Origin of the sequence: Pseudomonas sp. IAC-BECa141 (assembly GCF_020544405.1) — a bacterium.
Taxonomy (GTDB): domain Bacteria; phylum Pseudomonadota; class Gammaproteobacteria; order Pseudomonadales; family Pseudomonadaceae; genus Aquipseudomonas.
Genome location: NZ_CP065410.1, coordinates 3171617 through 3193755, shown reverse-complemented (window position 1 = coordinate 3193755; position 22139 = coordinate 3171617). Strand labels below are relative to the sequence as shown.

General features: G+C 61.1%; 23 protein-coding genes. 10 read left to right on the top strand and 13 right to left on the bottom strand.

What is annotated here, in order from left to right; translation table 11 throughout:
- Nucleotide 1: 1 nt before the first annotated feature.
- The 4 genes from pncA to I5961_RS14495 form a co-directional block, all read right to left on the bottom strand.
- Nucleotides 2–628: a bifunctional nicotinamidase/pyrazinamidase gene (pncA, locus tag I5961_RS14510; protein ID WP_227232641.1), complete on the bottom strand. Its 627-nt coding sequence runs from the start codon at nt 626–628 to the stop codon at nt 2–4.
- A gap of 50 nt (nt 629–678) precedes the next feature.
- Nucleotides 679–1437 carry an anti-sigma factor family protein gene (locus I5961_RS14505; protein ID WP_227232640.1) on the bottom strand — a complete coding sequence of 253 codons (759 nt, stop codon included), beginning with the start codon at nt 1435–1437 and terminating at the stop codon, nt 679–681.
- Entirely contained in the window at nt 1434–1892 is a 459-nt protein-coding gene (locus I5961_RS14500; protein WP_264373533.1) for an RNA polymerase sigma factor, read from the bottom strand. Before I5961_RS14500 ends, I5961_RS14505 begins: the two co-directional genes overlap by 4 nt.
- Nucleotides 1893–1981: 89 nt before the next feature.
- Nucleotides 1982–2515: a tetratricopeptide repeat protein gene (locus I5961_RS14495; RefSeq protein ID WP_085696053.1), complete on the bottom strand. Its 534-nt coding sequence runs from the start codon at nt 2513–2515 to the stop codon at nt 1982–1984.
- Nucleotides 2516–2673: 158 nt separating this feature from the next.
- Between I5961_RS14495 and I5961_RS14490 the strand changes: the two genes are divergently transcribed.
- The 3 genes from I5961_RS14490 to nudC all read left to right on the top strand — a co-directional run bounded on the left by I5961_RS14490 (nt 2674) and on the right by nudC (nt 5179).
- The gene (locus I5961_RS14490) at nt 2674–3447 is read left to right on the top strand and encodes a class I SAM-dependent methyltransferase (RefSeq protein WP_227232639.1); all 774 of its coding nucleotides are present in this window, start codon (nt 2674–2676) and stop codon (nt 3445–3447) included.
- Between the two features lie 82 nt (nt 3448–3529).
- Entirely contained in the window at nt 3530–4342 is an 813-nt protein-coding gene (locus I5961_RS14485; RefSeq protein ID WP_011334292.1) for a crotonase/enoyl-CoA hydratase family protein, read from the top strand.
- Nucleotides 4343–4348: 6 nt separating this feature from the next.
- Nucleotides 4349–5179 (top strand): NAD(+) diphosphatase, encoded by an 831-nt coding sequence (gene nudC / locus I5961_RS14480; protein WP_085696056.1) that lies wholly within the window; start codon nt 4349–4351, stop codon nt 5177–5179.
- On the opposite strand, the gene I5961_RS14475 is transcribed toward nudC, so the two are convergent.
- The 4 genes from I5961_RS14475 to I5961_RS14460 form a co-directional block, all read right to left on the bottom strand.
- Nucleotides 5147–5926 carry a TSUP family transporter gene (locus tag I5961_RS14475; RefSeq protein ID WP_085696057.1) on the bottom strand — a complete coding sequence of 260 codons (780 nt, stop codon included), beginning with the start codon at nt 5924–5926 and terminating at the stop codon, nt 5147–5149. The genes nudC and I5961_RS14475 overlap by 33 nt on opposite strands.
- Before the next feature lie 106 nt (nt 5927–6032).
- The gene (locus I5961_RS14470) at nt 6033–6554 is read right to left on the bottom strand and encodes a hypothetical protein (protein ID WP_227232638.1); all 522 of its coding nucleotides are present in this window, start codon (nt 6552–6554) and stop codon (nt 6033–6035) included.
- A gap of 216 nt (nt 6555–6770) precedes the next feature.
- Complete coding sequence (locus tag I5961_RS14465) at nt 6771–7250, bottom strand: DUF1348 family protein (protein WP_085696059.1); 480 nt, start codon at nt 7248–7250, stop codon at nt 6771–6773.
- A gap of 53 nt (nt 7251–7303) precedes the next feature.
- Nucleotides 7304–7870, bottom strand: coding sequence for a TetR/AcrR family transcriptional regulator (locus I5961_RS14460; RefSeq protein WP_085696060.1), 567 nt, complete (start codon nt 7868–7870; stop codon nt 7304–7306).
- Nucleotides 7871–8139: 269 nt separating this feature from the next.
- Between I5961_RS14460 and pssA the strand changes: the two genes are divergently transcribed.
- Nucleotides 8140–9483 (top strand): CDP-diacylglycerol--serine O-phosphatidyltransferase, encoded by a 1344-nt coding sequence (gene pssA / locus I5961_RS14455; RefSeq protein ID WP_085696061.1) that lies wholly within the window; start codon nt 8140–8142, stop codon nt 9481–9483.
- Between the two features lie 150 nt (nt 9484–9633).
- Here pssA and efeO (I5961_RS14450) read toward each other — a convergent pair whose 3' ends face one another.
- From efeO (I5961_RS14450) to efeU, 4 genes are read right to left on the bottom strand one after another with little or no spacing between them, the layout of a single operon-like run.
- Nucleotides 9634–10458, bottom strand: coding sequence for an iron uptake system protein EfeO (gene efeO, locus I5961_RS14450; RefSeq protein ID WP_227232637.1), 825 nt, complete (start codon nt 10456–10458; stop codon nt 9634–9636).
- Nucleotides 10459–10478: 20 nt separating this feature from the next.
- Nucleotides 10479–11777: an iron uptake transporter deferrochelatase/peroxidase subunit gene (gene efeB, locus I5961_RS14445; protein ID WP_227232636.1), complete on the bottom strand. Its 1299-nt coding sequence runs from the start codon at nt 11775–11777 to the stop codon at nt 10479–10481.
- Nucleotides 11778–11794: 17 nt separating this feature from the next.
- Nucleotides 11795–12994, bottom strand: a complete 1200-nt coding sequence (gene efeO / locus I5961_RS14440; RefSeq protein ID WP_227232635.1) for an iron uptake system protein EfeO — start codon at nt 12992–12994, stop codon at nt 11795–11797.
- Between the two features lie 8 nt (nt 12995–13002).
- A complete protein-coding gene (efeU, locus tag I5961_RS14435) occupies nt 13003–13842 on the bottom strand; it encodes an iron uptake transporter permease EfeU (RefSeq protein WP_085696065.1) in 840 nt (279 codons plus the stop codon).
- A gap of 180 nt (nt 13843–14022) precedes the next feature.
- Here efeU and I5961_RS14430 point away from each other — a divergent pair, with 180 nt between their 5' ends.
- The 6 genes from I5961_RS14430 (at nt 14023) to I5961_RS14405 (ending at nt 20886) form a co-directional block, all read left to right on the top strand.
- Nucleotides 14023–15036 (top strand): AraC family transcriptional regulator, encoded by a 1014-nt coding sequence (locus I5961_RS14430; RefSeq protein WP_085696066.1) that lies wholly within the window; start codon nt 14023–14025, stop codon nt 15034–15036.
- Nucleotides 15037–15304: 268 nt separating this feature from the next.
- Nucleotides 15305–16969, top strand: a complete 1665-nt coding sequence (locus I5961_RS14425) for an AMP-binding protein (protein WP_227232634.1) — start codon at nt 15305–15307, stop codon at nt 16967–16969.
- 16 nt (nt 16970–16985) lie between these two features.
- The gene (locus tag I5961_RS14420) at nt 16986–17747 is read left to right on the top strand and encodes an SDR family NAD(P)-dependent oxidoreductase (RefSeq protein ID WP_227232633.1); all 762 of its coding nucleotides are present in this window, start codon (nt 16986–16988) and stop codon (nt 17745–17747) included.
- A gap of 12 nt (nt 17748–17759) precedes the next feature.
- Nucleotides 17760–18950, top strand: a complete 1191-nt coding sequence (locus I5961_RS14415) for an acetyl-CoA C-acyltransferase (RefSeq protein WP_085702021.1) — start codon at nt 17760–17762, stop codon at nt 18948–18950.
- Nucleotides 18951–18970: 20 nt separating this feature from the next.
- The gene (locus I5961_RS14410; protein ID WP_227232632.1) at nt 18971–20098 is read left to right on the top strand and encodes an acyl-CoA dehydrogenase; all 1128 of its coding nucleotides are present in this window, start codon (nt 18971–18973) and stop codon (nt 20096–20098) included.
- A 14-nt stretch (nt 20099–20112) separates the two neighbouring features.
- Nucleotides 20113–20886, top strand: a complete 774-nt coding sequence (locus tag I5961_RS14405) for an enoyl-CoA hydratase (protein WP_227232631.1) — start codon at nt 20113–20115, stop codon at nt 20884–20886.
- Between the two features lie 100 nt (nt 20887–20986).
- On the opposite strand, the gene I5961_RS14400 is transcribed toward I5961_RS14405, so the two are convergent.
- On the bottom strand, nt 20987–22138 hold the full coding sequence (locus I5961_RS14400; RefSeq protein ID WP_039768643.1) for an acyl-CoA dehydrogenase family protein: 1152 nt from the start codon (nt 22136–22138) through the stop codon (nt 20987–20989).
- Nucleotide 22139 lies beyond the last annotated feature (1 nt).

Sequence of the window (22139 nt, the reverse complement as noted above, 5' to 3'; positions counted from 1 at the left end):
GTCAAAGCAGTTCAGTCGACTGGATCAATCCGACCCCGGCTACCTGCATCCGCTGGTTCGCGGTCGCCCGCGAGCCATTCAAATCAATGGCCCGGCACGCATCCAGCACTACAAAGGTGTTAAACCCCGCCGCCCGTGCGTCCAGCGCAGAGAACATCACGCAGAAATCCAGCGCCAGGCCGACCATGTACACCGTGTCGATGCCGCGCTCCTTCAGATAACCGGCCAGACCCGTGGTCGTTACGCGATCCGCTTCCAGAAACGCCGAATAGCTGTCGATGTCCGGGTTGCAACCCTTGCGGATGATCAACTGCGCGTGGGGCAGGTCGAGTCCCGAATGAAACTCGGCACCGCGTGAGCCCTGAATGCAGTGATCCGGCCACAGCGTCTGCTCGCCATACGGCAGTTGAATCAGGTCATAGGGTTGGCGGCCGGGATGACTGGAGGCAAACGAAGCATGTCCGGCCGGGTGCCAGTCCTGGGAAATGACCACTTGCTTGAACTGCCCGGCCAGCCGGTTGATCAGCGGCACGATCAAATCACCTTCGGGCACGGCCAACTGGCCACCGGGAATGAAGTCGTTCTGCACGTCGATGACCAGCAGGGCTGTGCGTGGCGAAATCGGCATAAATCCATCCTTCTTGGAAACTCACCCGGGCAGCATAGTGAAAAAATTCTTTAACCGTTGAGCCGGGTCTTAAACATTTTCGCCATGTCTTCCAGTTCGGAAGCCGGGTGATGGCCGATCAGCATCCAGGCGTGTTCGCGTTCGGTCCAGTACACCACGTTCATTGCGTGCCGACGTTCATGGGCCAGCGGCTGGCTGCCGCTGTTGGTGCGCGTGACGCACAGCGCCAGCGGGCCGTGGGTGGCGTCGAGCCAGGTCATCTGGGCGATGGGCACGCCGTCGTATTCAAGGAGCTGCGCGCGTTTGAACTGCGCGCCGGGCAGTTTCAGTTTCGCCGGCGACAGGCTTACGCCCAGCCGCGCATCGACGGTTCGCAACTGTGCCAGTTGCGAGGCTTCATCAGTGGGCAGATGTTCGAGGGTCTGCGGCACATACAGCGCCATGTAATCACCCACCAGCTCGCGCCAGTTGTGCGATTGCTGTGTCTGCCAGGCCAGAAACAAGCGGTCCGCCGCGACACCTGCGAGCGCCACGCCCGCTGCTGCGGCGCCGATGAACCAGCGCCGGCTGAAACCGGGTTCTTGCGGTGACGGCGCGGCGTCGAGTCGGGCCTGCAGGCGATCAAGCGGCGCCTGTTGCGCCAGTTCGTCGTAGGCAGCCTTGAATGGCAGGCTGCTGCGGCTCAACCATTGCACCCGCAAACTCAGCAACGGATCGTCGGCAATGAGGCTGTCGAGGTGGCTGCGCTGTTCCCGGTCCAGTTCATCGTCCAGATACGCCACCAGTTGCTCGTCGGAAGGCGTATTCATTGCCGGTCTCCTGCGGGGCTGTTCGGTACCGTTTGCAACGGCGGGTATTCGGCCAGTTTCAGGCGCGCGGTGGCCAGGCGACTCATGACCGTGCCGATCGGCACTTGCAGGATCTCGGCGACTTCGCGGTAGGACAGGCCTTCAACGTAGGCCAGATATACCGTTTCGCGCTGGGTTTCCGGCAGCGCATCGACCCGGCGGATTATCTGCGCTGCCATGACATGGGTCTGCACGGCGTATTCGCCGTCGAATGCCAGTTGGCTGTCGGTGTCCACTACGCCCTGACCCTGGCGCACCCGGCGGGCGCGCACTTCGTTAAGCCAGATCGAATGCAGAATGCTCAGCAGCCAGCGGTCCATGCGCGTGCCGGCCACGTACTGGCCCGAACGCTCGAGCGCCCGCACGCAGGTGGCTTGCACCAGATCCTCGGCCACGTGCCGGTTGCGCGACAGCATCAAGCCGTAACGCCACAGGCGTGCCAAGTGTTGCCCGAGTTCGGCTCTGAAGGCCTGATCGCTGAAAATGTTCGCCTCCGCGTGTCGTGTCAGGTTTTCGATGAGTCGTTGATGGCTTCGGCCAGGTCCCGGTATTCCTCGCAGGTCGTGCCGCAAATCTTCCGGATGTGCTGCAACTGCTCCTGCGCCAGATCGACGCGGCCCTTGATCACATAGGCTTCGCCCAGGTATTCGCGGACTTGCGCGTACTGCGGATCAAGCTTGACCGATTGCAGGTAATAACCGATGCCTTCGTCGGTGCGCCCCAGTTTTCGTGTGGCATAACCGCGATAGTTGAGGGCCTTGGCGGTATTCGGTTGTTCCAGCGTGTCGAGCAGGGCCAGGGCTTCTTCATAACGTCCGGCCTTGGCCAGACGGTAGGCGTAATCGGTCCGGTCGGCGTCGGGCACCAGACGGCTGGTCTGCATCACGCACTTCTGGGTTTTGGTATCGAACACCTGGCCTTTGGGGCAGTTGGGTTTCTGCACCGGCGCCTCTTCATCGCCATTGGCGAAGGCGAGGGGGCTCGCGAAAACGGCGGCCACCAGCAACGGGGCGGCGAACATAACGGAACGGATAGTCATGGGCAAGGCTCCACAGAGAGGCATGTTTTACTTTGAACACCGCAAGGTGAAAATTTATTCATTGCTTTGTCAGGCTTTGTTAAAGGAAAGCCCTTTTTCCGGCGTTATGCTCGTCAGCATTCGTTGTCGATCTGCAGTTCTACCATGGGAGTTTGGCCATGAAAGATCAGGTTCACCACTCGGCCGCCAGCGGCTACAAAACCGCCGCCGACACCTACGTCAAAGGCCGGCCCGACTATCCGCCGGCCGTCAGTGAATGGCTGACGGGCACACTGGGCCTTGATGGCCACAAGACCGTTATCGACCTTGGCGCCGGCACCGGCAAATTCACCGGACGGCTGGTGGCGACCGGCGCCCAGGTAATCGCCGTCGAACCGGTGGCACAGATGCTGGAAAAACTGTCACTGGCCTGGCCACAGGTGCTGGCTGTCAGCGGTACGGCAACGGATTTGCCGCTGCCGGATGCCTCGGTGGATGCGGTGGTCTGCGCGCAGGCCTTTCACTGGTTTGCCAGTACCGAGGCGCTGGATGAAATCGCCCGGGTCCTCAAACCGGGCGGCAAACTGGGTTTGATCTGGAACCTGCGCGACACCCGGGTCGACTGGGTGCCCAAGCTGGACGCCATCGTCAATGCGCTGGAGGGCGACACGCCGCGCTTTTACACCGGCGAATGGCGCAAGGCCTTTCCCCATGCGGCGTTCGGGCCTTTGCAGGCCCAACACTTTCAGCATGGCCATACCGGCTCGCCGGAAGATGTGATTTTCAACCGGGTGCGTTCCACCAGTTTCATTGCCGCACTGAGCGACCAGCAGCGCGCGAGGATTGACGAGCAGATAGCAGAGCTGATTGCCGGCGAGCCGCTGCTGCGGGGCAGGGACGTGGTAACAGTGCCCTATGAGACGGCGGCCTTCGTCGCAGTGAAGAACGGCTAGAGTCCCGCATTTGGCCGAACCGCCGTGCTGATGCCTTGTTATAGTTCGGGCCTCATTTCCAGCCCGGTAAAGGATTTCTGCCATGACTCAATACACCGCCTTCAGCGTCGAACTGGCCGACAACATCGCCCATGTGCAGATCAATCGTCCGGAAAAGATCAACTCGATGAACGCCGCGTTCTGGAGCGAAATCGTCGAAGTGTTCCAGTGGATCGACGACACCGACGAAGTGCGGGTGGTGGTGCTCAGCGGCGCCGGCAAACACTTTTCCTCGGGCATCGACCTGATGATGCTGGCCGGCGTGGCCAATGAGCTGGGCAAGGATGTCGGCCGCAATGCACGCCTGTTGCGCAAGAAGATCCTGACCCTGCAGGCATCCTTCAATGCGGTCGACAATTGCCGCAAACCGGTACTCGCGGCGATCCAGGGTTACTGCCTGGGCGGCGCCATCGACCTGATCGCCGCCTGCGACATGCGCTACGCCGCCGAGGACGCGCAATTCTCGATCAAGGAAATCGACATCGGCATGGCGGCGGACGTTGGCACCCTGCAACGGTTGCCACGGATCATTGGTGACGGCATGCTGCGTGAGCTGGCTTACACCGGTCGCACGTTTGGCGCCGAAGAAGCGCGCAGCATCGGTCTGGTCAATCGCGTCTACAGCGACAAGGACGGTCTGATCGAAGGCGTGATGGACATTGCCCGGGACATCGCCGGCAAGTCGCCGATCGCGGTCACCGGCACCAAGGAAATGATCAGCTACATGCGCGACCATCGCATCGACGACGGTCTCGAGTACGTTGCCACCTGGAACGCTGCCATGCTGCAATCCAACGATTTGCGCGTGGCCATGGCCGCCCATATGAGCAAACAGAAACCCGAATTTCTGGATTGAGAAACCATGACATCTCGCTGGACCACTGCAGTACTGGACACCGATCAACCCGGCGGCTGGGCCGTGGCGCGCAGCCCCGAGGGTTTCCTGTTCGATGACAACGGCGCGCTGTTCCCTCGGGAATGGCTCAAGCGTCAGGAATTGTCGATCCTTGCCGAGCACGGTATCGGTCATCTCGATGGCGAACCGGTGTATCTGCTGGAACTGCGCAGCACCAGCGAGGTGCCGGGTTGCAACTGGAAAGGCCTGCGGGCGTTCATGCTCGACGGCGATCATACGATCTACAAGGTGCTGGGCTACGCCGCGCAAATCGGGACATGGGCGCGCGAACACCGTTTCTGCGGCAATTGCGGTCAGGCCATGATCCAGGTGCCACGGGAGCGGGCGATGTATTGCCAACCGTGCGATCTGCGCAGCTATCCGCGAATTTCGCCGAGCATGATCGTGCTGGTGACCCGTGGCGATGAAGTGCTGCTGGCGCGTTCACCGCGTTTCGTCACCGGGGTCTACAGCACGCTGGCGGGGTTTGCCGAGCCTGGGGAATCGGCTGAGGATTGCCTGATCCGAGAGGTGCGCGAAGAAGTCAGCATCGAAGTGAAGAACATCCAGTACATGGGCAGCCAGTGCTGGCCGTTTCCGCATTCGATGATGCTCGGCTTCCATGCCGAATACGCCGGTGGCGAGATTGTCTGCCAGGAAGACGAGATCGAGGACGCCCAGTGGTTCAACGTGCACGATCTGCCGCCGTTGCCGGCGTCCAAATCGATTGCACGTTACCTGATCGACGTCTATGTGGCGCGGCGCTTAGGCCACGCTGAACCAGTGCTGCCAGGCTAGACGCACGGTCAACCCCAGCACCACGGTGATGAACACCGGACGAATGAACTTGGCGCCGCCGCTGATCGCGGTGCGCGCCCCGAAGAATGCGCCGACCATCACCGACAGGCCCATGCTCAGGCCGATGATCCAGTCCACCTGCCCGGAAAACATGAACACCGACAGCGCCGCAATGTTGCTGACGAAGTTCATGCTGCGCGCCACGCCGCTGGCCTTGACCAGATCGATCGGGTACAGCAGCAGACTGCTGACGGTCCAGAACGCGCCCGTGCCGGGGCCGGCCACGCCGTCGTAGAAACCCAGGCTGAAGCCTTGCGTCGATTGCCACTTCTTCTTGATCGGTGCGTCGCTGTCCAGCGGCGCTTTCGGCGTACCGCCAAACAACAGGTACAGGCCGCAGGCGAAGACGATCACCGGCAGCATCTTGTTCAACCATTCGGCGGGCAGGTAATGGGCGACGATGGCGCCGGTCAGCGCACCGACCAGCGTGCCGACAATCGCGTGCATCCATTGTTTGGGGTGGAACAGCTTGCGGCGGTAGAAGGTGAAACTGGCGGTGGCCGAACCGAAGGTCGAACTCAGCTTGTTGGTACCCAGCACCAGATGCGGCGGCAAACCGGCGGTAAGCAACGCGGGCGTGGTCAACAGACCGCCGCCGCCAGCGATGGCATCGATGAATCCGGCAATGAAAGCGACAAGGGCCAGAATGGCCAGAGTGGTGAGGTCAACGCTGAGTTCGAAAGGCATGGAATCGGCTTATTCGGCAGGGCAGGGACGGGCGGTCATCATAGCTGTAACACTGGTTCATCGCGAATGGGATCCTCAATCATCCAGCGGCGCCTGAAGGGAGTTGTTACACCACCGAGAGCCAGACATTGCCGATGAAGAACGGCCCTTTGTTGCCAAAGGGATTGCTGGGAATGGCGAAGACAATGTCCAACCATTCGAAGCCTGGTCGAATCATGCCATTGAGCGTAATCGTTCTTGTTTTTGGATCGACATACTCCGACCCTGACCAGATTTCTGCTTCACCAGTGCTGCGGTTGGTCGCCCAAAGTGTGTAGACGATAAATGCGTGAACCAGTGGATTGGAAGCTTTGCCGCTATCGGTGATGTGAAACCGTCGATCCTTGGTGTTTTGCAGCGGGACAGCCTCGGGCGCCTGAACATTGAATGTCAAAGCGAATGCACCGGGCTGAATGGGGAAGGGCTCGGTTGCCAGATTCTGCCCCTGGTTTCTACCGCCGACCAAGCGTGCGACATAGTTACCGTTGTGGTGTACGACAGACATAGGCGTGTCGTAATTTCGTGGAATCCAGTGACTAAAGTCACCGGTGCCGAAATCACCGTTTGGGATCAGATTATTTTGCGTCATATCAGTTGCTCATTGTCATGGGTAGAAGAGAGGGCGGTCGTCCAACCGGCCACGTTCGTTGCATGACAATGATTTGATGAATTTGCAGTTGTCACTACTGTCATTACTGACAGTCCACAAGTACCTTTTGCGATAAAAACAACGGGCTTTTGTTGTTTTGGGGAAAGCACGAAATGGAAGCATCCTTGCTTCCATCTTGAGTGGCGGGCTCCGTGATTACAGACCCAGTTCAGACAACCCCGGATGATCATCCGGACGCCGGCCCAGTGGCCAGTGGAACTTGCGTTCGCTTTCCTTGATCGGCATGTCGTTGATGCAGGCGTAACGCTGGAACATCAGGCCGTGCTCGTCGAATTCCCAGTTTTCGTTGCCATAGGAGCGGAACCAGTTGCCCGAGTCGTCGCGCCACTCGTAGGCGTAGCGCACGGCGATGCGGGTGTCGGAGTAAGCCCAGAGTTCCTTGATCAGGCGGTAATCCAGTTCCTTGGCCCATTTGCGGGTCAGAAATGCCTTGGCTTCTTCGCGGTTGTTGGCGAATTCGGCGCGGTTGCGCCATTTGGTGTCCAGGGTATAGGCCAGCGACACGCGATGCGGGTCGCGGGAGTTCCAGCCATCCTCGGCCAGACGAACTTTTTCAATGGCCGATTCACGGTTGAAGGGTGGCAATGGCGGACGAACTTCGGCTGCAGTAGACATGTTTGTCTCCGGATCTATTAACAGTTAAACAACTTGTCAGGCTTATTAAGGCGTTACAGCTCCAATAACTTTCGCGCCATGCATTGCGCATTATCGGCGGCACTGTGATCACCCATCACAAGCGCTACGGTAATGGCGCCATCAATCAGGATCAGCAACTGCTTGGCCAACAGTTGCGGTTCCTCGGCACCATGTTCGGTACACAGCTCGCACAGGTAGTCGAGCAGCTTTTGTTTGTGGTCCTTGGCGACCAGGCGGACCGGATCCTCGGGATCGCCCGTCTCGCCGCTGGTGTTGATGAAGGCACAGCCCCGAAAGCCTTCCGAGGCGAACCAGGCCTTGAGCACGGTAAACAGGTTGAGCAGGCGGTCGGCCGGGGTTTCAGCCTGATCGACGGCGCTTCTGTACCAGTGCATCCAGCGCACATCGCGGCGCTGCAGGGCGGCGACGGTCAACTCCTCCTTGTTGGCGAAGTAGCGGTAGATACTCTTTCTGGAAACACCGGCGGTTTTCACCAGTAGATCCATGCCGGTGGCGGCGATGCCACTTTTGTAGATCAACTTTTCGGTGACATCCAGAATGATGTCTCGGGTCGTGTTGTTGCTTGTGATTTCGTTCATGTGGTGGACAGTAGAACGATTGTTCTCCTTGGTCAAGCAGTTATTTCTATTGTTCTTGCTTTGATCGTTCCCACGCTCCGCGTGGGAATGCAGCCCGGGACGCTCCGCGTCCCTTCCAGAGCTGGAACGCGGAGCGTCCCTTGAGGCATTCCCACGCAGAGCGTGGGAACGATCAACGATCAGTCAAGTCATTACAGACACTCACAAGACCCGAAGGAGTTGATGGTGTAAGCTCTCGGGTTCTTCGGATTCGACCCATTGCGAGCCCTATGCCGTTGCTTTTCAAACGCTCTCTGCTGCCCAAACTGCGCAGCTTTCCGCTGACCGCCGAGGCCGTGACGATCCTGCCCGGCGCCGCCGATTTCCGCCGTTGCCTGCTGGAGAAAATCGCCCAGGCGACCCAGCGCATCTACCTCGTCGCGCTCTATCTGCAAAACGACGAAGCCGGCCAGGAAATCCTTGATGCCTTGCACGCCGCCAAACTCAAGCGCCCAGAGCTCGAGATCGCGGTGGTCGTCGACTGGCTGCGGGCCCAACGCGGCTTGATCGGCGCCGGCAAACAGCCGGGCAACTCGGCGTGGTATCAGGAAATGACCCGCACCCACCAGAGCGAGGTGCCGATCTATGGCGTGCCGGTGCAGACCCGCGAGCTGTTCGGCGTGCTGCACCTCAAAGGCTTCGTGATCGACGATTGCGTGGTCTACAGCGGTGCGAGTCTGAACAACGTTTACCTGCACAAATTCGACAAGTACCGGTTCGACCGTTATCACGTGCTGCAAAGCCGCGAACTGGCGGACTCGATGCACCATCTGGTCAAGCACGGCCTGATCGAATCGAAAGCGGTGCACCGCCTCGACCTGCCGAACCTGCCGACCACTCGCAGCCTGCGCAACGACATCGGCGATCTGCGCAGCCGTCTCAAATATGCGGCGTACGACACCAGTGCCGGCAGCACGGCGCATACCGGCCTGTCGGTCAGCCCGTTGCTGGGTGTGGGCAAGAACAACCCGCTGAACCGGGTGATTCTGGAGCTGATCGCCAGCGCGCAGAAGCAACTGACCATCTGCACGCCGTACTTCAACCTGCCGCTGGGGGTGATCCGCGAGATCAACCGGGCGCTGGCGCGCGGCGTGAAGATCGACATCGTGGTCGGCGACAAGACCGCCAACGACTTCTACATCCCGCCGAGCGAGCCGTTCAAGGTGATTGCCGCGCTGCCGTATTTGTACGAGATCAGCCTGCGCCGTTTCGCCAAACGGCATCAGCGCAACATCGACAGCGGCCAGTTGAACCTGCACCTGTGGCGTGAAGGCGACAACAGCTATCACCTCAAGGGCATGTGGATCGACCAGCGCTACACATTGCTGACCGGCAACAACCTCAACCCGCGGGCGTTCCGTCTCGATCTGGAAAACGCCTTGCTGATCGATGACCCGAAAGGCGAGTGGTTGGAACCGCGCCGGCTGGAGCTGGAAAACATCTTCGAACACACCACGCGGATCGCACGTTTTCAGGACCTGGAAGCCTTGCCGGATTACCCGGCCGGGGTCGCCAAGTTCCTCAAGCGCGTGAGCCGGGTGCGGGTGGAGCGGTTGCTCTATCGCATTCTGTAAGGCACAGAATTTTCAGCGCCGCTAGAAATGCCTTCGCGAGCAAGCTCGCTCCCACATTGGATCTTCGCTGAGCACAATTTCTGTGTTCAACAAAGACCTGGTGTGGGAGCGAGCTTGCTCGCGAAAGGGGTGGAACAGGCGCTACAAGTCTCAGTTCAGACCGAGCTTGCCACGCAAGGTCGACAGGTCTTCGGCCAGGGTATTGACCGGGCCCACCAGCGCCTTGCGATCGTTGTCCTTCACTTTGTCATAGGTCTCGAAACCACCGTCCTTGGTCCTGTACTTGGCCAGGATCTTGTCCACGGTGGCGAAGTTCTTGTCGACTTTGGCGACGAAGGCCTTGTCCTGCTTCTCGATCTGCGGACGGAACAGGTCGACGATTTTTTTCGCGCCGTCGATGTTGCCCTGGAAGTCGTACAAGTCGGTGTGGCTGTAACGGTCTTCTTCACCGGAAATCTTGGTTGCAGCGACTTCTTCGAGCAGCGCAGCGGCGCCACCGACGACTTTTTCCGGCGGGAAGGTCAGACCGGCGACGCGGGTTTGCAGGTCCTTCACGTCCTTGTTCAGGCCATCGGCCAGAGCGTCCAGATCCTTGGTGCTCTTTTCCGACAACAGCGAGTATTCGATTCGGTGGAAACCGGTGAAGTCTTCGGCTTTCACGCCTTGTTCGTGGTCGTCGACGCGGGAGTCGATGGAGGCGTCGAGGTCACTGAACAACTCGGCAATCGGCTCGATCGACTCGTAGTAGACGCGGGTTGGCGCGTAGAGCTTTTGCGCGGTGGTCAGGTCGCCTTTCTTCACGGCGTCGGTGAACTGCTGGGTGTGGCTGGCCAGTTCATCCAGTTGTTCGGTGACATAGATTTTGTAGTCCGACACCGGCCCCACCAGATCCAGTGGCGCGGTCGCGGCGAACGCCGACAGCGGGATGTTGAGCAAACCAAGGGTCAGCAATAACGCGAGTGGCGTCTTTTTCATGGGGCGGCTCCTGTTGAATGCTATGCAGTTGTTTTTGGTTGAGTAGCGTCGAGCAGCGAGCGACCGATGAAGTCTTTGTCGCCCATGACACCCGGCAGGGTGAAGAAGTAACCGCCTCCGACAGGCTTGAGGTATTCCTCCAGCGGCTCGCCATTGAGGCGGGTCTGCACGGTGATGAAGCCTTTTTCCAGGTCGGCCTGGTAACAGATGAACAGCAGGCCCATGTCGAGCTGGCCGTTCTTGTTCACGCCGTTGGAGTAGTTGAACGGCCGGCGCAGGATCAGGTTGGCCTGGCTCGCGGCGGTGCGCGGGTTGGCCAGGCGGATGTGCGCGTCTAGCTTGGTCAGCTTGCCTTGCGGGTCCTTGCTGTAATCCGGCACTTCGGCCTCATGGCTGGCGCCCATCGGCGCGCCGGTGGTTTTGACCCGGCCGATGATGCTTTCCTGTTCCTGCAACGGCGTGCGGTCCCAGCGTTCGACGAAGTTGCGGATGATCCGCACCGCCTGATAACTGCCGTGGGCCGCCCAGGCCGGTTCGTCGCTGCCCGGTTGCACCCAGACGATGCGATCCATGGCTTTGCCGTCGTTGGAATCCGGGTTGGCCGAACCGTCGCGGAAACCGAGGAAGTTACGTGCTGATTGCGCCGGCATACCGGGCTTGGCCGGTGCTTGCGGCGGCACGCTGCCTTCCTGTTTCCAGCGCACCAGCAGCAGATCCGGCAGGTTCTTCACGATGTCGCGCAGGGCGTGGATGTTGGTGTCGGCGGTGTTGGAGCAGAACTGCAGGCTCAGGTCGCCGTGGCAGCAATCGGCCTCCAGCGCATCGTTGGGGAAGCCGACCATGCGCACCAGACGCTTGGGTTTGGCGGACGCAAGACCAAAGCGCTCATCGAACAATGATTCGCCGACAGACACGGTGATGGTCAGGTTGTCTGGTGTCACCACCGGGCCGAGGATGCCGGAATCCGGCGGTGGCAACTTCGGATCGATCTGCGCCACCGGGCCGCCCTTCATCAGGAACGCGATGCGCTCGTTGAGGGTACGGAACAGCCGCTCCAGGTCTTCACGGTCGCTGGCCAGCACATCGAACGACACCAGCATGCCAGACGCCGGGCGCGGGGTGACGATGCCGCTCTGGTGTACGCCATGAAAGTCGTGGTGATCCTGGGTCTTGTCGCTGCTCGGCGCTTCGGTGACTTGCGCAGGCGCGGCGGCCATTGCCGGGCAGCTCAACGCCGTGCCGGCCAGTGCGACACCGGCGGCGCCCATCCCCATCAATACGCGGCGACGTTGCAGGTTGAAGTGTTCGGAATCGTTCATCGGTATTCGTCTTCTGCTTACAGGCCGGAGAGGCCGAGGGCGGGATCAATGGCGTCGAGGGCCTCGGCCAGGGCCTTGGCCTTGTCGGCGATCTGCTTGCGTTGCTCACCGTTGACGGTGTCGTAACTGGCGTAGCCGTCCTTGACCTTGAAACCGTTCAGCGTGGTATCGAAATCAGCCATCGCGCTGTCGATTTTCGGCAGCAGGTCAGCGGCGGATTTGCTCAGCAGCGGGCGCAACAGTTCGACGACTTTGTGCGCGGTTTCCTGATTGGCCGTGAAGCCGTTGAGATCGCTGTGGCTGTAGCGTTCCTCTTCGCCGCTGGCGGCGCGCACGTCGGCGAGGGTGTTGAGGTTGCGCACGACGATTTCCACCAGTTGCTCCGGCGGCAGCGACTGGGCCAGCAGCTGTTGTTTCAACGTGGTGACGTTGTCGAGCAGGCCTTGGGCAATGGGCGTCAGGCCGTCGAGTTTGCGTTGCTGGAACAGCGCGTATTCAAGGCGATGGAAACCGACGAAGGCTGGATCCTGCTCGCGTTTCTCGAAGTAATCGGCGCGGGCGTTGATGCTGTTGTCCAGTTCGGCCAGGCGTTGAGCGGCGGGGGCCAGACGCTGATAGGCGGCGCGGGCCGGCAAATACAGCGCCTGAGCCTGGGCCAGATCGCCGCTGTCGATGGCTTGATTCAGCGCCGTCACCGCTTTGATCAACGCGCTGCCCTGGCTGGCCAGGTACACGCGGAACTCCGACAACGGCCCGACGAAGGCAACCATCGACGGCTTGGCCTTGGCGGCGGCATCCGACGCGGCGGTCGGTGTCACGTGCAGGGTGCCGCGCGGGTTGCTCAACAGACCGCAAGTGATGGCGTAGTCGCCGGGTTGCAGGTTGGCGTTGATCACCTGGCTCAGGCCCGGCGCGATGTTCTCGCGCTCTTCGATCACCAGCACGCCGTCGAGGATTTCCCATTCCACCGCCCGGTCGGAGCGGTTGACGATGCGGAAACTGGCGCGACCGGCCGGCACCGTCAGGGCGTTCGGTTCGCAACTGTGGGGATGAATATTGACCACCACTTCATCACGGTTGTGCTGACGTTTGGCGGCGGCCATTTTCGAGGCGTAGTAGAACAGGCCACCGGCGGCGATCATCACGACCACCGAACCGGCCACCGCCCAGCGCAAGGCGCGGGGAGGAGAGTTCTGAGGAATATCAGGCTTTGACATGAAGGCCCTTATTGGCTGGAAACGGAAGACGATTGGGCGGCAGGCTTGGGCGCCGGCATGAAAAACATCACCAGCGCCACCACCAGGTAAATCAGGTATGCGCCGAGGGTGCTGACGGTCGGCGCATCCTGATAACCGAACATGCCGGCCAGCACCGAGCCCAGCGGGCCGTCCATCGGCAGCGTCGCGCTGAAGTCGAAAAGCACGGTTTGCAGGTGATTCCAGACCCCGGCTTCATGCAGCGCCTGCACCGAGTTGGCGAGAATCCCGGCGGCGACCACGAGGATGAACAGCCCGGTCCAGCGGAAGAATGCCGAGAGGTTCAGGCGCATGCTGCCGCTGTAGATCAGGAAGCCGACAATGATTGCGAGGATCAGGCCGAGCAGGGCACCGATCGGCGCGGCCGGTCCTTCGCTTTGCTGGAACACGGCCAGCAGGAAGAACACGGTTTCCAGACCTTCCCGGGCCACGGCAAAGAACACCATGGCGATCAGGGCGATGACCTGATGTTTCGAAGCAGTCAGTGCGTGATCGAGAGAGGCTTGCAGCGAATGCTTGATCGAACGCGCCACCTTGCGCATCCAGAACACCATCGAACTGAGAATGCCCACGGCCACCAGCCCGACCACGCCTTCGAACAGTTCCTGCTGTTTTTGCGGGAATTCGGCACTGACCAGTTCCAGGCCGCCACCGACCAGCAACGCCAGTGCAGCAGCGAGAAACACCCCGATCCACACCGCCGGCATCCACTGGCCACGGCCGGTCTGTTGCAGGTAGCTGGCGATGATGCCAACGATCAGCGCGGCTTCGATGCCTTCGCGCAACATGATCAAAAAGGGAACGAGCATTCGACGATCACTGTGTAACGAAATGAGGTTACAAGTTGTAACATAATGAAAGTCATTCTCACATGGCACTCATTGACATTTACCTGAACCTCAGCTGAACGAGTCTGAACATCCACGACGTCCGGCCAGCTGCGTTAAGATGCCCGCCACTCAAACTACAACCAGGATTGCGCGCGTTCCATGTCGGAAAAAGACACCATCGCCATTCAACTGGTGCGCGAAGCACTGCTGCAAAGTTGTGCCCCGGGCGTGGCCACGGAAGAAGTCTTGAACAAGGTCGGGATCGATCCGGCGCTGCTGCCCACCGACGCGCGTGTGCCGGCCAGCCAGTACGCGCGGTTATGGCGCCTGTTGGCGCGGCGCGGCGACGATGAGTTTTTTGGCATGGACCCGCGCAAGCTGAAATCCGGCAGCCTGGAATTTCTTTGCCGCAGCGCCATGGCCCAGCCGAATCTGGCCGCAGGGCTTGGAGCGGGTTTGAATTTCCTGTCGCTGATGCTCGAACGCATGCCGGCGCAACTGGTGCGCCAGCAAAGCCTGGCGGAAATCGTGCTGCTGGAAGACGACCCACAACCGCGCCGCGCCTTCACCTATTTCACTTACTGGATGATCGTCCACGGCGTGGCGTGCTGGCTGGCGGGGCGGCGTATTCCGATCCTGGCTATCGAACTGCGCTGCCCGGCGCCGGATTTCTGCGATGACTATCGGGTGATGTTCTCGGAAAACCTGCGCTTCGACCGGCCACGCACGCGGATGATCTTCGCCGCCGAGGTGCTGGATCTGCCGATCAAGCGCAGTCCTGAGGAGTTGAAGCGTTTTCTGGCCCATGCCCCGGCCAATATTCTGGTCAAGTACCGCGATCCGGAAAGCCTTGCGAGCCGGATCAAGCAGGATCTGCGGCAGCTGGCCGCCGAACACTGGCCGGAAACCGATGCGCTTGCCCAGCAACTGTGCATGTCGGCCTCGACCCTGCGCCGGCGATTGGCGGAAGAAGGGCAGACCTATCAGGGCCTCAAGGACAGCGTGCGCAAGGAGCTGGCAATCACCTGGCTGGCGGAGCCTTCGATCAGTTTTGCCGAGATCGCCACGCGGTTGGGGTTTGCCGATGCCAGTTCATTCTACAAGGCGTTTCGCAAGTGGTCGGGGACCAATCCTGGGCACTATCGCAGCTTGATTCTCAACGAAGCGGTCTGACCCACACCTCCCACCGTTGATTCTCGTTCCCACGCTCTGCGTGGGAATGCCTCAAGGGACGCTCCGCGTTCCAGCTCTAGAGGGGACGCGGAGCGTCCTGGGCTGCATTCCCACGCAGAGCGTGGGAACGATCAGTTGCAACCGGATTCTTGGCCAAACCAGTCATCCACTTTGAGGGCTTTGACCATTGCCGCAGCCGGCGTGCAGCGCGAGTATTCCTCTGTTGTTTACGGTTCCCCAACCTAATAAGAACAGAGGGATTCTGGCAATGCGCGATTACTTGTCTGCCACCGCACAGTTTGATTATCAGCACACCGTGGACGCCGCACTGAGCGGCACGCTCGAGGCGCTCAACGCCAGCGTCGAATGTTGTGACCGCCACGCGCTGCCGGGGCGCATCGCGCTGTTCTGGGAAGGCCGCGATGGCGCCAGTGCAACGTACACGTTCAGCGATCTGCAGGACAAAGCCGCGCGGTTCGCCAATTTCCTTCTGGCTCAGGGCGTGCAGAAGGGTGACAAGGTCGCCGGCCTGCTGCCGCGCAATATCGAATTGCTGATCACCGTGTTCGCCACCTGGCGCATCGGCGCGGTGTATCAACCGCTGTTCACTGCGTTCGGCCCTAAAGCCCTTGAGCATCGCCTGAACAGTTCCGGTGCCAAAGTCGTGGTTACCGATGCGGTCAACCGGCCGAAACTCGCCGAAGTCGCCGACTGCCCGACGCTGGTCACCGTCGGCGGTCCGAAAGGCCAGGGCATCGTCCGTGGCGATTTCAGTTTCTGGGCCGAGCTGGCCAACCATTCCAATATCTGCGAACCGGTCATGCTGACCGGCGAAGACCCGTTCCTGCTGATGTTCACCTCGGGCACCACTGGCCCGTCGAAAGCGCTGTCGGTGCCGCTCAAGGCGATCGTCGCGTTCCAGAGCTACACCCGCGATGCCGTGGATTTGCGCCCGGAAGATGCGTTCTGGAACGTCGCCGATCCGGGCTGGGCCTACGGCATCTATTTCGGCGTCACCGGCCCGTTGTCGATGGGCCATCCGATCACGTTCTACGATGGCCCGTTCACCCTCGAAAGCACTTGCCGGGTGATCAACAAGTACGGCATCACCAACCTCACCGGTTCGCCCACCGCGTATCGTCTGCTGATTGCCGGCGGCGACGAGTTCGCCAAATCGATCAAGGGCAAGCTGCGCATCGTCAGCAGCGCCGGCGAGCCGCTGAACCCGGAAGTGATTCGCTGGTTCGCCGACAATCTCGGCGTGGTCATTCACGATCACTACGGCCAGACCGAGCTGGGCATGGTGCTGTGCAACCACCACGGCCTCGAACACCCGATCCACCTTGGCGCCGCCGGTTTCGCCTCGCCGGGCCATCGCATCGTGGTGCTCGACGAACAGAACAACGAACTCGGCGTCGGCCAGCCCGGCATCCTCGCCATCGACCGCACACAGTCGCCGATGTGCTGGTTTGCCGGTTACGAAGGCGTACCGACCAAGGCCTTCGTCGGCGATTACTACCTGAGCGGCGACACCGTCGAGTGGAACCCGGACGGCAGCATCAGCTTCGTCGGTCGCAGCGATGATGTGATTACCACGTCCGGCTACCGGGTCGGCCCGTTCGACGTGGAAAGCGCACTGATCGAACACCCGGCCGTGGTGGAAGCCGCAGTGGTCGGCAAACCCGATCCGGAGCGCACTGAGCTGGTCAAAGCCTTTGTCGTGCTCAACCCGCAATATCGGGCCGAACCGGCGTTGGCCGAAGAACTGCGCCAACACGTGCGCAAACGTCTGGCCGCGCATTCGTACCCCCGTGAAATCGAATTTGTCAGCGAGTTGCCGAAAACCCCGAGCGGCAAATTGCAGCGCTTTATCTTGCGCAATCAGGAAATCGCCAAGGCTCAAGAGGCTGCGGCGCACAACGTTTCAGCTTGAATCCAAGGAAACTGTCATGCAGATCGAGAACAAGGTTTTTATCGTCACCGGCGGCGCATCCGGCCTGGGTGCCGCCACCGCTGAATTGCTGGTCAACGCCGGCGCCAAAGTGATGCTGGTGGACATGAACGCCGACGCCGTTGCCGCCCAGGCCCAGCGCCTCGGCGCGCAAAGCGTGGTGGCCGACATCAGCAACGAAGCCGCCGCCGAAGCCGCCGTGCAGGCGACCGTTAAAGCCTTCGGCAGCCTGAATGGTCTGGTGAACTGCGCCGGCATCGTTCGTGGCGAAAAGATCCTCGGCAAGAACGGCCCGCATGCCTTGTCCAGCTTCGCTCAGGTGATCAACGTCAACCTGATCGGCAGCTTCAATATGCTGCGCCTGGCGGCGGCAGCGATTGCCGAAAGCGAAGCCAACGCCGATGGTGAGCGCGGTGTGATCATCAACACCGCCTCCGTTGCGGCGTTCGATGGCCAGATCGGTCAGGCCGCGTATTCCGCGTCCAAAGGCGCCATCGCCAGCCTGACCCTGCCTGCCGCCCGCGAGCTGGCGCGCTTCGGTATCCGCGTGATGACCATCGCTCCGGGCATTTTCGAGACCCCGATGATGGCCGGCATGACCCCGGAAGTGCGTGACTCGCTGGCCGCCGGCGTGCCGTTCCCGCCGCGCTTGGGCAAACCTGCCGAGTACGCTGCGCTGGTGCGGCATATCATTGAAAACAGCATGCTCAACGGCGAGGTGATCCGTCTCGACGGTGCCTTGCGCATGGCCGCCAAGTAAGGAGGATTTTCCATGACCATTTCCAACGATCCGATTGTCATCGTCAGCGCTGTCCGCACCCCGATGGGCGGTTTCCAGGGCGAACTGAAAAGCCTGACCGCGCCGCAACTGGGCGCCGCTGCAATCAAGGCTGCGGTTGAGCGCGCGGGTATTGCCGCCGACGCGGTCGATGAAGTGCTGTTCGGCTGCGTACTGCCGGCCGGTCTCGGTCAGGCGCCTGCCCGTCAGGCTGCGCTGGGCGCCGGGCTGGATAAATCCACCCGTTGCACCACCGTCAACAAAATGTGTGGCTCGGGCATGGAAACCGCCATTCTGGCCCACGACATGCTGCTGGCCGGCAGCGCCGATGTGGTGATCGCCGGCGGCATGGAAAGCATGTCCAACGCGCCATACCTGCTGGACCGGGCCCGTGCCGGTTACCGCATGGGCCACGGCCGGGTGCTCGATTCGATGTTCCTCGACGGCCTCGAAGACGCCTACGACAAGGGCCGCCTGATGGGCACCTTCGCCGAGGACTGCGCCGAAACCAACGATTTCAGCCGCGAGGCTCAGGACGCCTTCGCCATCGCCTCGACCACCCGCGCCCAGCAAGCGATCAAGGACGGCAGCTTCAAGGCCGAGATCGTCCCGCTGACTGTCACCGTCGGCAAGGAACAAGTGGTGATCAGCAATGACGAGCAGCCACCGAAAGCCAAACTGGACAAGATTGCCTCGCTGAAACCGGCGTTCCGCGAGGGCGGTACGGTAACTGCGGCCAACTCCAGCTCGATCTCCGACGGCGCTGCCGCACTGGTGCTGATGCGTCAGTCGCAAGCGCAGAAACAGGGGCTGAAACCGCTGGCGGTGATCCACGGTCACGCCGCGTTTGCCGACACCCCGGGCCTGTTCCCGGTGGCACCGATTGGCGCGATCAAGAAGCTGATGAAGAAAACCGGCTGGTCGCTGGATCAGGTTGACCTGTTCGAAGTCAACGAAGCCTTCGCCGTGGTCGGCATGGCGGCGATGACTCACCTGGAAATCCCTCACGACAAGCTCAACATCCACGGCGGTGCCTGCGCCCTGGGCCATCCGATCGGCGCATCCGGCGCGCGGATTCTGGTGACCTTGCTCTCGGCCCTGCGCCAGAAAGGCCTGAAGCGCGGCGTTGCGGCAATCTGCATCGGCGGCGGCGAAGCCACGGCGATGGCCGTCGAGTGCGTCTGAACCCGAGTTAAGGATTTGCCATGATTCCCAACGATGACCAACAACAAATCCGCGACATGGCCCGGCAGTTTGCCGAGGAACGGCTGAAACCGTTTGCTGCCGAGTGGGACCGCGAGCATCGCTTCCCGAAAGAAGCCATCGGCGAAATGGCCGAACTGGGCTTCTTCGGCATGCTGGTGCCGGAGCAGTGGGGCGGTTGCGACACCGGTTACCTGGCCTACGCCATGGCCCTGGAAGAAATCGCCGCCGGCGACGGCGCCTGCTCGACGATCATGAGCGTGCACAACTCGGTGGGTTGCGTGCCGATCCTCAAGTTCGGCAACGACGACCAGCGCGAGCGCTTCCTCAAACCGCTGGCCAGCGGCGAGATGCTCGGTGCTTTCGCGTTGACCGAGCCGCAGGCTGGCTCGGACGCCAGCAGCCTGAAAACCCGTGCACGGCGGGAAGGCGATCACTATGTGCTCAACGGCTGCAAACAGTTCATCACCTCCGGGCAGAACGCCGGGGTCGTGATCGTGTTTGCGGTCACCGACCCGAGTGCCGGCAAGCGCGGGATCAGCGCCTTCATCGTTCCGACCGACTCGCCGGGCTACAAAGTCGCCCGGGTTGAAGACAAGCTCGGCCAGCACGCCTCGGACACCTGCCAGATCCTGTTCGAAGACGTGAAAGTGCCGGTGGCCAACCTTTTGGGTGAGGAGGGCGAGGGCTACAAGATCGCCCTGGCCAACCTCGAAGGCGGCCGCGTCGGCATCGCTTCGCAAGCGGTGGGCATGGCCCGCGCCGCGTTCGAAGCGGCCCGTGATTACGCCCGTGAACGCGACACCTTCGGCAAGCCGATCATCGAGCATCAGGCTGTGGCGTTCCGCCTGGCGGACATGGCGACCCAGATCGCCGTGGCGCGGCAGATGGTGCACTACGCCGCCGCCCTGCGTGACAGCGGTCAGCCGGCGCTGGTCGAAGCGTCGATGGCCAAGCTGTTCGCCTCGGAAATGGCCGAGAAGGTCTGCTCCATGGCCTTGCAAACCCTCGGCGGTTACGGTTACCTCAACGACTTCCCGCTGGAGCGCATCTACCGCGACGTGCGGGTCTGCCAGATCTACGAAGGCACCAGCGACATTCAGCGCATGGTCATTTCGCGCAATCTTTGAGAAGGAATCTGCACATGAGTTACGAAACGATCTTGCTGGAAACCCATGGCCGCGTCGGCCTGATCACCCTCAATCGCCCGCAGGCGCTGAATGCCCTCAACGCGCAACTGGTCAGCGAAGTGAACCGCGCGCTCGATGGTTTCGAAGCCGACGCAAACATTGGTTGCATCGTCATCACCGGCTCGACCAAAGCCTTTGCCGCCGGCGCCGACATCAAGGAAATGGCTGATCTGACCTACCCAAAGATCTACATGGACGACCTGTTCAGCGACAGCGACCGCGTGGCTAACCGCCGCAAACCGATCATCGCTGCGGTCAACGGTTTTGCTCTCGGCGGCGGCTGTGAACTGGCGCTGATGTGCGACTTCATCCTGGCTGGCGACAACGCCAGGTTTGGCCAGCCGGAAATCAACCTCGGCGTGCTGCCGGGCATGGGCGGTACCCAGCGCCTGACCCGCGCTGTAGGCAAGGCCAAAGCGATGGAGATGTGCCTGAGCGGACGTTTGATCGACGCGGTGGAAGCCGAGCGTTGCGGCATCGTCGCGCGCATCGTGCCGAGTGCCGAGTTGCTGGATGAAGCGCTGAAAGTCGCAGCGGTGATCGCCAGCAAATCGTTGCCGATTGCGATGATGGTCAAGGAAAGCGTCAACCGCGCGTTCGAAGTGAACCTGACTGAAGGCGTGCGTTTCGAGCGTCGGGTGTTCCATGCGGCATTTGCGACGCAGGATCAGAAGGAAGGCATGGCGGCGTTTGTGGCCAAGCGGTCGCCGGAGTTCCAGGGCAAGTAACGCGGCGTATTCACTGACGCCATCGCTGGCAAGCCAGCTCCCACATTGGATCTGAGGTTTACACCAATCCCTGTGGGAGCAGAGCTTGCTCGCGAAGCTTTTAGAGCTGGTAGTTCTTCAACTCTCGCGCAATCACCATCCGCTGTATTTCGCTGGACCCTTCATAAATCTGGGTAATCCGCGCATCCCGGTAATACTTCTCCACCGGGTAATCCTCCAGATACCCGTACCCGCCATGAATCTGAATCGCTGACGAGCACACCTTCTCAGCCATTTCCGAAGCAAACAGCTTGGCCTGCGAAGCCTCCGACAGACACGGCTTACCCGCTGTTCTCAGTCGCGCGGCGTGCAGAATCATCAAGCGTGCCGCGTTGATCTGCATCTGCATGTCCGCCAGCAGATTGGCGATGCTCTGGTGTTCGACAATGGCCTTGCCGAACTGCACCCGATCACGGGCGTAACCCAGCGCCGCTTCGAATGCCGCACGGGCGATGCCCAATGCTTGCGCGGCAATGCCGATGCGTCCGCCTTCCAGGTTGGAAAGGGCAATCGCCAAACCTTTACCGCGTTCACCCAACAGATTTGCTTCAGGAATGCTGCAATTGTTCAGCGTCACCGCGCAGGTGTCGGAGGCGCGAATGCCCATCTTGTGTTCGGTGCGGTCGACGATGAATCCCGGCGTATCGGTCGGCACCAGAAACGCCGAGATGCCGCGCTTGCCGAGATCCGGATCGGTCACCGCAAACACGATTGCCAGCTTCGCCCGCTTGCCATTGCTGACAAATTGCTTGGCGCCGTTGATCACCCACTGCCCGTCGCGCAGTTCGGCGCGGGTGCGCAAATTGTGCGCTTCGGAGCCGGCCTGGGGTTCGGTCAGGCAGAAGCAGCCGATCACCGCGCCGCTGGCCAAATCGGCCAGCCAGGTCTGTTTCTGTTCTTCGCTGCCGTAATTGAGCACCGGCCCACAACCCACCGAGTTGTGAATGCTCATGAACGCGCCGGTCGCGCCGTCACCGGCGGAAATTTCTTCCACCGCCAGCGCATAAGCCACGTAGTCGACGTAAGTGCCGCCCCATTCTTCCGGCACTACCATGCCCAGCAGGCCGAGTTCACCCATCTTCGCCACCAGACCGTCATCGATCCAGCCGGCCTTTTCCCAGGCTTGCGCGTGTGGCGCGATTTCGCCACGGGCAAAGTCCCGGGCCATGTCGCGGATCATTACCTGGTCTTCAGTCAATTCGAGATCGTGCATG

Bases quoted from the DNA above. Each gene is read 5' to 3' on its own strand.
- I5961_RS14490 (WP_227232639.1), top strand. From the start codon at position 2,674: ATGAAAGATCAGGTTCACCACTCGGCCGCCAGCGGCTACAAAACCGCC.
- efeB (WP_227232636.1), bottom strand. From the start codon at position 11,777: ATGAACGATTCCGAACACTTCAACCTGCAACGTCGCCGCGTATTGATG.
- efeO (WP_227232635.1), bottom strand. From the start codon at position 12,994: ATGTCAAAGCCTGATATTCCTCAGAACTCTCCTCCCCGCGCCTTGCGC.
- I5961_RS14495 (WP_085696053.1), bottom strand. From the start codon at position 2,515: ATGACTATCCGTTCCGTTATGTTCGCCGCCCCGTTGCTGGTGGCCGCC.
- I5961_RS14425 (WP_227232634.1), top strand. From the start codon at position 15,305: ATGCGCGATTACTTGTCTGCCACCGCACAGTTTGATTATCAGCACACC.
- I5961_RS14415 (WP_085702021.1), top strand. From the start codon at position 17,760: ATGACCATTTCCAACGATCCGATTGTCATCGTCAGCGCTGTCCGCACC.
- pssA (WP_085696061.1), top strand. From the start codon at position 8,140: ATGCCGTTGCTTTTCAAACGCTCTCTGCTGCCCAAACTGCGCAGCTTT.
- I5961_RS14420 (WP_227232633.1), top strand. From the start codon at position 16,986: ATGCAGATCGAGAACAAGGTTTTTATCGTCACCGGCGGCGCATCCGGC.
- I5961_RS14470 (WP_227232638.1), bottom strand. From the start codon at position 6,554: ATGACGCAAAATAATCTGATCCCAAACGGTGATTTCGGCACCGGTGAC.
- pncA (WP_227232641.1), bottom strand. From the start codon at position 628: ATGCCGATTTCGCCACGCACAGCCCTGCTGGTCATCGACGTGCAGAAC.
- I5961_RS14405 (WP_227232631.1), top strand. From the start codon at position 20,113: ATGAGTTACGAAACGATCTTGCTGGAAACCCATGGCCGCGTCGGCCTG.
- I5961_RS14485 (WP_011334292.1), top strand. From the start codon at position 3,530: ATGACTCAATACACCGCCTTCAGCGTCGAACTGGCCGACAACATCGCC.
- I5961_RS14430 (WP_085696066.1), top strand. From the start codon at position 14,023: ATGTCGGAAAAAGACACCATCGCCATTCAACTGGTGCGCGAAGCACTG.
- efeU (WP_085696065.1), bottom strand. From the start codon at position 13,842: ATGCTCGTTCCCTTTTTGATCATGTTGCGCGAAGGCATCGAAGCCGCG.
- I5961_RS14465 (WP_085696059.1), bottom strand. From the start codon at position 7,250: ATGTCTACTGCAGCCGAAGTTCGTCCGCCATTGCCACCCTTCAACCGT.
- I5961_RS14410 (WP_227232632.1), top strand. From the start codon at position 18,971: ATGATTCCCAACGATGACCAACAACAAATCCGCGACATGGCCCGGCAG.
- I5961_RS14400 (WP_039768643.1), bottom strand. From the start codon at position 22,138: ATGCACGATCTCGAATTGACTGAAGACCAGGTAATGATCCGCGACATG.
- I5961_RS14460 (WP_085696060.1), bottom strand. From the start codon at position 7,870: ATGAACGAAATCACAAGCAACAACACGACCCGAGACATCATTCTGGAT.
- I5961_RS14505 (WP_227232640.1), bottom strand. From the start codon at position 1,437: ATGAATACGCCTTCCGACGAGCAACTGGTGGCGTATCTGGACGATGAA.
- I5961_RS14500 (WP_264373533.1), bottom strand. From the start codon at position 1,892: ATGCTGTCGCGCAACCGGCACGTGGCCGAGGATCTGGTGCAAGCCACC.
- nudC (WP_085696056.1), top strand. From the start codon at position 4,349: ATGACATCTCGCTGGACCACTGCAGTACTGGACACCGATCAACCCGGC.
- efeO (WP_227232637.1), bottom strand. From the start codon at position 10,458: ATGAAAAAGACGCCACTCGCGTTATTGCTGACCCTTGGTTTGCTCAAC.
- I5961_RS14475 (WP_085696057.1), bottom strand. From the start codon at position 5,926: ATGCCTTTCGAACTCAGCGTTGACCTCACCACTCTGGCCATTCTGGCC.